This is a genomic window from Pseudarthrobacter sp. MDT3-1, assembly GCF_054510755.1.
Genome location: NZ_JBTNDX010000036.1, coordinates 22823 through 31714, shown reverse-complemented (window position 1 = coordinate 31714; position 8892 = coordinate 22823). Strand labels below are relative to the sequence as shown.

Sequence of the window (8892 nt, the reverse complement as noted above, 5' to 3'; positions counted from 1 at the left end):
AAGCAGCAGGCAGCCTCAAGACAAAGCACGGCGCCCGGAACCCGCACAAACGGGTGCCGGGCGCCGTTCTTGGTTACCGACTCGATCGGATGATTCTGAGCGTGTCCTCCTTGCACCATGTGGAGCCGTGAAATGAGGCATGGAGGGATTTGGCTAAACTGCCTGGGCTCCTTTGATCGCCTGCATGACGCGGTCTGTTACCTCGTCGATGCCGCCGATGCCGTCAACTTGGGTCAGGATGCCGCGCTCGGCATACTTGGCCACAACGGCCTCGGTCTGCTCGTGGTACAGGTCCAGCCGGTGGCGGATTACAGCTTCGTTGTCGTCGCTCCGGACGGGCTCCTTGGCACGGCCGAGGAGCCGGTGGACGAGTTCTTCGTCGTCGGCAGTGAGCTGCAGGACGACGTCGAGCTTCTCTTCACTGTTGGCGAGGATCCCGTCGAGGTAGTCCACCTGCGCCGTGGTGCGCGGGTAACCGTCCAGGAGGAAGCCGCCTTCGACGTCGGACTCGCTGAGGCGGTCACGGACCATCTTGTTGGTGACGCTGTCCGGAACAAAGTCCCCGTTGTCCATGTACTTCTTCGCCTCGATACCAAGCGGCGTTTCGCCCTTGACGTTGGCGCGGAAGATGTCGCCGGTGGAAATGGCCACGACGCCGAGGCGCTCGGAAATGCATTCTGCTTGCGTGCCTTTTCCCGAGCCGGGAGGTCCAATAATTAGAATTTTCGTCATCGCAAAAGCCCTTCGTAGTGACGTTGCCGCGGCTGCGCCCTGGAGCTGCTAAATCCATTTCGGTGCCGAGGGCACCTCGGGCAACCCGAGCGGTGCCCCGGTCGCACTATTTGGAGCGCCGGCTGTGCCTGTTGCGGTGACGCCGTCTGTTCCGCGGCCTGTTGCCCAGCGGACCACGCCGGCAAGTGTTCCGGAGACCACCAGGGGTGCCTCGGGGCCGTCGCTGCCGAACTCCAGTTCCGGTTGCTGGTCCGTGACCCGAACCAGCAACCCGGTGTCGGTGCCGCGGGTTGCCCAGGCGGAGGTGATGTCCGTGAGCAGGCGTGTCAGGACCGGGACCGGGATGTCGGTGAATGTGGCGCCGTTGTCCAGGTCAACGGCGTGGGTCCAGACTTCGCGGGTGCGCATCCACACGGTTTCTTCGGCCGGGACGGTCCGGCCCTGGGCTGTTTTGACCTTGTGGAGCCATGCCTCGGCGGGCAGGTCGCGCCATTCCACGTTCAGGTGCACCGCTGAGTGGTCAAAGAGGTGCCGCAACGCAATCGGCGGCAGGGTTGCCCCGAAATTGATTTCGTGGTCCCGGATCTCGGGGGAGGCGTACATGGGTGTTTCCACCCCGGTGGCCGCCCACTCAATGAGCCGTGCGATGGCCCGGGCGTTGTAGCCGATGTGCGCGGTCACGTGGCGGCGGGTCCAGTCCGGCAGCAGCGAGGGCCCGTCGAGGTCCGCGTCCGAGAGCTCGTTGAGCTTTCGTGCGAAGAACGCGGTCCCGCGGCGCGCCTGCAGCAGCGATTCGAGCAGCTGCGGGTCCGTCGTTTGGTCGTGGCGTGCGACCATCAGGATTCCTTGACCACGCGGTTGTTCAGCTGGCCGAGGCCTTCGATGGTGGTGACCAGGATCTGGCCTTCCTGCAGGTAACGCTTGGGGTCCTGGGCGTGGCCCACACCGCCCGGGGTACCTGTTGCAATGACGTCGCCCGGGTTCAGCGTGATGATGGTGGAGATATAGGAGACCAGGAACTCCGGGGTGAAGACGACGTCGTTGGTGGGCGTGGACTGCTGGATCTCGCCGTCGACCGCGGTGGTCATGAGGCCGCCGCTGAACTCGTCCTTGGTGACTAGGGCCGGTCCGAACGGGGTGGACTTTTCCCAGGTCTTGCCCTGCAGCCACTGTATGGTGCGGAACTGGTAGTCGCGCATCGACACGTCGTTCAGCACGGCGTAACCGGCGATGTGGGCGGGCGCGTCGGCTTCGGAAATCCGGCGTCCCTTCTTCCCGATGACGACGGCGAGTTCGGACTCCCAGTCCACCGTGTCGGATTCCTGCGGGAGGGCCAGGTCATCGTCCGGGCCGATCAGGCATTCGGCGTACTTGGCGAACAGCGTGGGGTACTCGGGGACTTCCCGGCCCATTTCCTTGATGTGGTTGCGGTAATTGTGGCCCACACAGATGATCTTGCCCGGTGCGGGAACAACGGCGTCCAGGTCAGCGCCCTCGACCGGGTGGGTGGCGCCTGTGGCAGCGGCGGCGATGGACTCCCAGGAGGGGTCCTTCAGCAGGGCTCCGACGTCGGAGAACCCTTCAATTTCGGTCAGCGTGTCGCCGTCCTGGCGGACAGCCTTGGTGCCGTTTTCAGTGCGGAGGGTGAGGAGTCTCATGCGTTCTTGCGTCCTTCGGTGTAGGTGCGGTTAAAATTCAGCCGTTCAAAAATGGGGGCGTCGCTGAAGCGGAACAGGTCAAACCCGGTCTCGGCCTGCAGGGACCATTCGGCCCAGGACGGGACCACGAACAGGTCGCCCTTTTCCAGGTTCCGGGTCTCGCCGTTCAGCACAACACTGCCACGGCCTTCGAAGACCTGCCAGACGCTGGAGCCCACCTCGCGCAGGGCCTCGGTGGAGGCGCCGTCACGGAAGCGATGGAATTCGGCCCGGATGGTGGGCATCACGTCCCCGCCGGTCGTCGGGTTGGTGAAACGCACGGCGGCGTGGCCCTGGGACACGGTGGCCGGGTGGCCCTCGTCCTCCAGGAGTAGCTGCTCGGTCAGGGCGCGGTCGGTGTATTCCCACCGGTACGCCGCGATGGGGGAGCTGGTGGTGTCATCCAGGCCCGAGAGCGGGCGCAGGCCCGGGTGGGCCCAGAGCCGCTCGGAGCGGGAGATGTGCGGGGTGGCCTCGTCCGTGACGCGCTCGGTGCCGAACTCGAAGAACCCGGCGTCGGCGTAATGCACGAACGGGATGTCCAGCCCGTCGATCCAGGCCATCGGCTCATCCGTGTCGTTGTGGTGGCCGTGGAAGTTCCAGCCCGGGGTCAGCAGGAAATCTCCACGCGACATCCGGACCGGGTCACCGTTCACGACGGTCCAGACGCCCTCGCCCTCGACGACGAACCGGAAGGCGTTCTGGGAGTGGCGGTGTTCCGGCGCGGTCTCCCGGGCGCCCAGGTACTGGATCGCGGCCCACAGCGTCGGGGTGGCGTACGGGGTGTTGCCCAGCCCCGGGTTGGCGAGGGCAATGGCGCGGCGTTCCCCGCCGCGGCCCACCGGCACCAGATCGCCCGCGCGGGCAGCCAGCGGGTACAGGTCGCTCCAGCGCCACACATGCGGCACGGCTTTAGGCGACGGAACCATCGGCATGAGATCCCCGATCTGCGTCCACAACGGAATCAGGTTCTCGGTCTGGAAATCCGTGTACAGCTCTTTGAGCTGGGCAGCCTCTTCTGCGGTCGGTTCCGGAACAGGCTGGTTGGCGGCAACGGAGGCATGCGTAAGATTCTCGGTCATGACAGTCCTAATTTCCTTGGGAGCCGGCAGCCGCCAGGCGTTCGGCGATGTCGGCGCGGAGGTCCTTTTTGTTGATTTTTCCCACTTTGGTGGTGGGTAGTTCGTCTACGACGACGAGATGTTCAGGGATTTTGAAGGCTGCCACGCCGGTGCGGCGCAGCAGGTCCTGGATCTGTTCGAGGGTGACTTCGGTCCCGGGTTTGACCGTGATGTAGAGGCAGAGCCGTTCCCCGAGGACCTGGTCCGGCATCGCGATCGCAGCCGCCATGGTGACGTCTTCGATCCGGTAGACCAGGCTTTCGATCTCTTCGGCGGAGATCTTTTCGCCGCCTCGGTTGATCATGTCCTTGTCGCGTCCCTGGACAATCAGGTTTCGGTCGGGGCGGCGCTCTACGATGTCCCCGCTGGCGTACCAGCCGTCCGGGGTGAAGGCACGGGCGTTCGCTTCGGGCGCGCGGTAATAGCCGCGTGGGGTATAGGGACCGCGGGTCAGGATGGATCCGGGGACACCGTCGGGGAGGTCCTTACCGGACTCGTCCACAATCCGGACTTCGTCGGCTTCGGAGACGGGGCGGCCCTGTGTGGTGCAGATGACGTCTTCGGGGTCGTTCAGCCGGGTGGTGTTGATGAGTCCCTCGGCCATGCCGAACACCTGCTGCAGCGTGGCGCCTAGGACGGGCTTGACCTTCCGGGCGATTTCGTCCGGCAGCCGGGAGCCGCCCACCTGGAGGACCTCGAGGGTGGCGAGTTGGCTGCTGCCGGTTTCCTGCTGGTATTCGATCCACCGCTGGGCCACGGCCGGGACTGCGGTCGAAAGTGTCACTCCCTCACGTTCGATTGCGGCGAAGGCTTTGCGTGGTTCGGGGCTAGGCAGCATTATCACTCGGCCGCCGGCGAACAGGATGCCGAGGATTCCGGGGCAGGCCAGCGGGAAGTTGTGGCTGGCGGGAAGGGTCCCGAGGTAAACGGTGTCCTCGGTGACGGCGGTGGGGATGGAGCAGGCCTTGATGTTGTAGGCGTAGTCGTTGTGGGTCCTGGTGATGAGCTTGGGCAGGCCGGTGGTGCCGCCGGAGAGCAGGAACAGTGCGGGTGAGTCCGGTGAAGGAGCGGCGGCGTCCAGCCGTGCCCGGGTAGCCGAGACGTCCTTTAGTGGTGCCAAAATCTCCTCGAGCCGTACGTTGAGTGGCTTTGCCGTACCGGAAACGAGGATGATCTCCAGAGCAGGAATGGATGCCGCAAGTTCTTCGGCCATGGCCTGGTGATCAAAGTCCTTGATGACATCCGGGACGGCGATGGCCCGGGACTCAGAGAGCTCCGTCAGGAAGGACAGTTCGTATTGCCGGTGTGCCGGCAGCGCCATGACCGGGATGATGCCGGCGCGGAAGCATGCCAGGGTCAGCAGCGCGAACTGCCAGCCGTTGGGCAGCTGGACCATGATGCGGTCGTCCGCTTTCAGCCCCAACTGGAGGAGGCGTTCGGCGGCGGCATCCATTCTGTTGGCAAGTTCGGCGTATGTGAGCCGCACGTCACCGTCGACGATTGCGATCTTGTGAGGCAACCGGTCGGCTGTTTCGAGGATGTAGCTGCCCAGGGCGCGGTCCTCCCAGTAGCCTTTGGCGCGGAACTCCGCGGCCAGGTCGGCTGGCCAGGGGGTGGTGCCCTCGCTGGTGTGGCTTGTCATTTCTTGTCCTCCTCGACATTGATAACTACGGCATCGAGCGCCACGAGTCCGTGGTGGGTCAGGCGCAGGGGATTGATTTCGATCTCAGCGATGGCGTCATTGGAGACGAGGGCATCGCCGAGTTTGATCAAAACGCCAGCCAGTTCCGTTGTATCCAGCATTGGCCCGGAGCGGAAGCCATACAAGAGTTCGCGGGCTTGCAGATCGTTGGGCATGCCCTCTGCTGCCTGGTCCGAGAGGGGAGCGGAACGGATGGCGATATCGGCGAAGACCTCGGCCGCGGTGCCTCCCAAACCAAGAACCACGATCGGTCCAAACACGGGGTCACGGCGAACACCGACAACCAGGTCCACCCCGGACGGGGCCATGGCTTCGATCAGGAACTCGCGGGCTCCGGCGGCCTCAAGGCCGTCCAGGGCGCGGTCCATGGCCTCGGCGGAGTTGACCCCGAGGTGCACGCCGCCGATCTCGGTCTTGTGCAGGACGGCGGCATCGAGCAGCTTTACGGCGACAGGTGTCGCCAGTTCAGCCAGCGCCTCATGGGCAGCAGCACGGGTGCTGCAGCGGCGCCGAGCGGGCGTGGCGATGCCAAGGGCGCCGAGGAGCTCCTTGGCACGGTTCTCATCCCACGGTCCGTTCAGGTCCGGCCACGTGAAGTGACGCTGAGCTGACACGGCGCGGACGAACTGTCCCCGGGAGTCGTTCACGAGGGCGGTGAGGCCATGGGCCAGCGATGTTGGTCCCGAAATCAAAGGCAGCTCATGTTGTTGAGCTGACTTCCGTGCGCGTTCGAGGTCGCCTTCGGGCCCGTCCACACCGATCACGAAGGGCATCGTGCCGGCCACGCCGGAATTGGCGACGGCGAGTGGCAGGTCCGCTACGGGTTCGGTCAGCCCGTAAACGGCGACGACGTCAATGGCCGGGTCGTTGGCCACGGCCGCAACGATTTTCTCGTATCCGGGTCCCGGCCGGCCCGTGTCAACGGGGTTGGCCTGAAAGGTCAAAGGTGGCAGCAACGTGCCGATGATGTCCTGGCTGTGCTGCGCCAAACGCGGCAGCGTCACGCCCGCGCTGTGGAGGGCATCGGCGATCAGCAGGCCCGGTCCGGCCTGTCCGGTGATGAGACCGACTCCTGGGTCTGCAGCCGGCGCTAGCCGGCGCCCCGCCAGCGCGGTGACAGCAGCAACCAGCTGGTTCTCGTCGTCGACGATCACTGCGCCTGCCTGCTTGAGGACAGCACGTGTGGTGCGCCAGGAGGTGGCCAGCGCTCCGGTGTGGGAATGTGCAAACTCGGAGACATCGTTGCGGCCAACCACCAGAGCGACAACAGGTTTGACCGCACTGAGGCGCGAGACGGCGTCGATGAGGGCAGGCCCGTCTGACACCGTTTCCAAGTGGAGTGCTACAGCCTTTGTTTGTTCGTCAGTGATCAGGTAGTCGAGGACGTCGGGTGCGGTGATGTCCGTGCCTGCACCTATGCCGACGGCGAGGCTGACTCCGGCGCCGGAGCGCTGGAGGTGGAATGCCAGGACGTGGTTCACACCGCCGCTGGCCGCGACGACTGCCACCGAACCCGGTTCCAGTTCGGCGACGCCGGGCACGAAGCTGGCGCGCAGGTTGCGGTGGGGAACGAAGAAGCCGGACGTGTTCGGGCCGAGCAGCCGGATGCCGGTGTCACGGACAGCAGCCTCCACCTGGTGTGCGAATTCGACGCCGGGACCGCCGGCTTCGGCGAAACCGCCGGCGCAAACCAATGCGGCCCTGGCGCCATTGGCAGCGCTGTCACGCAGCGCTTGGGCAGTGGCGGCGGCAGGAACGCAGAGGACTGCCAGGTCGGGGCCGCCGGGGATGGCGGCTGCGGCGGCAGCGATGCTGGTGTGCATGCCGTTTTCGCCGCGGCTGTTCACGAGTTCCACGGGACCCGGGTAGTTAGAGAGTGATTGCGCCATGACTGCGCCGAGCTTCTCGGGGCTGGAGGAGGCGCCAACGACGATGATGCCGCTCGGGGCGAACAGGGGAGTCAGGCTATGCATCGGTGGCCTCCACGTTTGCGGTGGCAACAGCGTCAGCTCGGCCGGAGAGCACCAGTGTCAGGTTCGATGCCGGTCCGCGGTCATCGACGATGACAGTTGTGAGGCCGCGTCCAAGCCGGGCTTCCTCCGAAAGGAGGATGCGGGTGAATGGATTGCCGCCTTGGATGACAACGGCGGCAGCCTGGGCTGGCAATTGTGCAAAGGCAGTTGCCAAGTCCTCTTCAGTATCCGGTGCGGTCAGAAGCAGTCCTGTGGTGGCGTCGGCCGAGTCCGAGTCGGTGACCAGGGCGATACTGCCCCCTGTGCCGGTCAGGACGATCTGGCCATCCTGCTGGGTCAGAGAGAGTAAGCGCCCGCCGAACCGGATTGATCCGGCGTCGAGTGGTGTTTCCAGTGGTGTGTGGGCATGCCGGGCCAGCCAGTCCTGCTCCGTGGACGCAACCAGATCCGGGTCACGCTGGCGGATCTTGTCGATGTCGATGCTGCGGGAGAAGAAGTGGAAGGTGAACTGGGTGGGGGCGAAGGAGTCGTAGTACCTACCGAAGTGTTCCCACCAGCTCAGTCCACCGCGTGCCTGGTTCTGGATTTTGGCAACCTGCGGCTGGCGCTCGGCTTCATAGTTGGTGAAGGCAGCTTCGAGATCGTCCTGGTGGGCTGCGACTTCCCGGACGAGGGTGATGGCGTCTTCCATGGCCATTTTGGTGCCGGACCCTACGGAGAAGTGCGCGGTGTGCACGGCGTCGCCGAGCAGGACGACGTTGCCCTTGTGCCAGGACTGGGTCCTGCGGGTGCGGAAGTTCGCCCACCGGGAGCTGTTGGCCACCAGCGGCTCACCGGCAATGTCCTCGGCGAAAAGCTTTTCGAGGAACCGCTGCGTCTTCAAATCCGACGGGCCCGGCGGCTGGCTGACATCGAATTCGTCCAGGCCGGCCCGGCGCCACGTTTCCTCATCGGTTTCGACAATGAAGGTGCTCAGGTCCTTACTGATCGGGTAGCCGTGGACAGCGAAGTTGCCGAACTCGCTCTTCCGGTGGAGGAAGGTCATGCCCTTGAATTTGTGGCTGGTGCCAAACCAGATGAATTTGGCCGCGGCCGTCTCGGCTGTGTGGCCCAGGCCTTCGCCGAGTTGTTCGCGGGTCGATGAGTTGGCGCCATCTGCGCCGACGATCAGGTCAAAGTCTGCGAGCTGTGACAGGTCCGGCACATACTGGCCAAACCGCATGTCCACACCCGCTTCCGCTGCCCGTTCCTGCATCAGCTGCAGGAGGGTCTTTCGGTAGATGGCGGCCATACCGTTGCCTGCAAAGGACTTCCGCTCACCCTTGAGCCAGACTTCGATGTCGTCCCAGTGCGTGCCGTGGTCCCGGAGTCCGTCCCGGACAACAGAATCGGCATCATTGATCCGATTCAGTGTTGCGTCGGAGAAGACCACGCCGAAGCCGAAGGCGTCCGTGGCCTGGTTCCGTTCAAAGAGTACGACGTCGGCGTCGGGAACGGTTTGCTTGAACAGGGTTGAGAAGAACAGTCCGCCGGGACCGCCGCCAATGCAGGCTACGCGAAGTGCCATCGATGCCACCTTCTAGTGTTTGGAAAATCGGTGAGAAAGGTCTCACTGCAATTATGTAACCAATCTGCGCTGAACGTCAACTATTTGTTACATGTTTCTC

The 8892-nt window shown here is 64.5% G+C and carries 7 protein-coding genes; all 7 read right to left on the bottom strand.

Annotated features, from left to right (window positions below):
- Window positions 1–153: 153 nt before the first annotated feature.
- The 7 genes from ACX80X_RS19330 to ACX80X_RS19300 are packed head-to-tail and all read right to left on the bottom strand — an operon-like array spanning window position 154 to window position 8792.
- On the bottom strand, window positions 154–732 hold the full coding sequence (locus ACX80X_RS19330; RefSeq protein WP_459310159.1) for an adenylate kinase: 579 nt from the start codon (window positions 730–732) through the stop codon (window positions 154–156).
- Between the two features lie 48 nt (window positions 733–780).
- Complete coding sequence (locus tag ACX80X_RS19325; RefSeq protein ID WP_459310160.1) at window positions 781–1569, bottom strand: maleylpyruvate isomerase family mycothiol-dependent enzyme; 789 nt, start codon at window positions 1567–1569, stop codon at window positions 781–783.
- A complete protein-coding gene (locus tag ACX80X_RS19320; RefSeq protein ID WP_058929031.1) occupies window positions 1569–2390 on the bottom strand; it encodes a fumarylacetoacetate hydrolase family protein in 822 nt (273 codons plus the stop codon). The genes ACX80X_RS19325 and ACX80X_RS19320 overlap by 1 nt, the downstream gene beginning before the upstream one ends.
- Complete coding sequence (locus tag ACX80X_RS19315) at window positions 2387–3511, bottom strand: cupin domain-containing protein (RefSeq protein WP_459310161.1); 1125 nt, start codon at window positions 3509–3511, stop codon at window positions 2387–2389. The genes ACX80X_RS19320 and ACX80X_RS19315 overlap by 4 nt, the downstream gene beginning before the upstream one ends.
- Window positions 3512–3518: 7 nt before the next feature.
- Window positions 3519–5192, bottom strand: a complete 1674-nt coding sequence (locus tag ACX80X_RS19310; RefSeq protein ID WP_459310162.1) for a (2,3-dihydroxybenzoyl)adenylate synthase — start codon at window positions 5190–5192, stop codon at window positions 3519–3521.
- On the bottom strand, window positions 5189–7225 hold the full coding sequence (locus ACX80X_RS19305; protein WP_459313078.1) for an acetate--CoA ligase family protein: 2037 nt from the start codon (window positions 7223–7225) through the stop codon (window positions 5189–5191). The genes ACX80X_RS19310 and ACX80X_RS19305 overlap by 4 nt, the downstream gene beginning before the upstream one ends.
- Window positions 7218–8792, bottom strand: a complete 1575-nt coding sequence (locus tag ACX80X_RS19300) for an FAD-dependent monooxygenase (RefSeq protein ID WP_459310163.1) — start codon at window positions 8790–8792, stop codon at window positions 7218–7220. Before ACX80X_RS19300 ends, ACX80X_RS19305 begins: the two co-directional genes overlap by 8 nt.
- Between the last annotated feature and the right edge of the window lie 100 nt (window positions 8793–8892).